Annotated in this window: 2 protein-coding genes; both read left to right on the top strand. The window is 39.1% G+C overall.

Annotation, left to right across the window (positions count from 1 at the left end):
* On the top strand, nt 1-214 hold a 214-nt coding region (locus tag ACYVTD_RS13265; protein ID WP_461248213.1), incomplete at its 5' end, for a hypothetical protein.
* Nucleotides 215-256: 42 nt separating this feature from the next.
* Nucleotides 257-1,111: hypothetical protein (locus tag ACYVTD_RS13260; RefSeq protein ID WP_461248212.1), on the top strand; the 855-nt coding region annotated here is incomplete at its 3' end.

The following is a 1,111-nucleotide window of genomic DNA, read 5'->3' as shown; positions in this document are numbered from 1 at the left end:
TGGCTTAGTAAAAGGAAAAGGCTTATCTTCGCAACTCATCTTCGGCGCGTTTTCCGTTATGGGCATGTTTATGATCTTCCTCGGCGCGTACCAAATCGCCCAAGGAATGAGGACAGACGAGGCAGAAGCGAAGGCAAAAGGTATCCGTTGGGCGATCGGCGGCGCGTTCGTGCTGGCTGTGGTTAACGTCCTCGGCGGGATGATAATATTCTAGTTCGAATATAGTTTGGAAAGCATAGGAAAGCAGGGGAGTGCTATGAAAAGAGAAAATATGAAAACAAAAGCGAAAAAGACGAATAAACGCTTTAAGGGGCTCAAGATATGTGGGCTTGTTTTCGCGTCTTTGATTGGCGTGTTTGCGCTCAGTTTCGTGCTATTCCCTAAAACCGCCCATGCGGACTGGATGAAAGACTTAGAGCGAATTGGCGATGCCTTACTAGCTGTTGTGATTCCTTCTAGATCTAAACAAATGCTCTTAGATATGGCTCAAGATTTTAATGCTCTTTCGGATTTTGGTAGAAATATTATTGCAATGGTTTGTAAACCTTGGTTTGTTAATACAACAGACATAGGAGTAAAAAATGTTATAGATGCTTTTAAAAACATTGCATACTCTTTGACTGTTTTGTATTTCCTAATCGATTTAATAGGGCAAATAATCGCGCTAGATAAAGTGACGGTTGAATCCATCATACGCATGCTGATTAAGCTATTATTGGCAAAAATATTGATTGATTTAGCACCAAACATTTGCCAAGCGATATACGAAACTTTTTATAAATTGCAAGATTCTACAGGCGGAATCCAATGGAAAAACGATGGCAATGGAGGCAGATATCCGGTTATTTTGCCTTTAAACTTATTTACTACCGAAATTCCTTTGTTAGGATCTCAAATGTTTGGCGGTGGCGGAATTACACTTTTTTTCACAGCTTTATTTGAATTCCTATTTGACATCCCTATAGTTTCTTTCCTTAGTGTTGTTACTGTCATGTTAATTTACGGCATAGTGCAATTTTTATTATCGCTAGTTTGTGGATTAATGCTTTTAACGCAAGCTATAACTCTTTATATGCGTTTTATTGAGATTGGGCTTTTGACTATTTTATCG

The organism is Treponema sp. R6D11 (assembly GCF_054786075.1).
The sequence above is the reverse complement of the archived record's forward strand: the minus strand, read 5'-3'. Positions and strand labels throughout refer to the sequence as shown.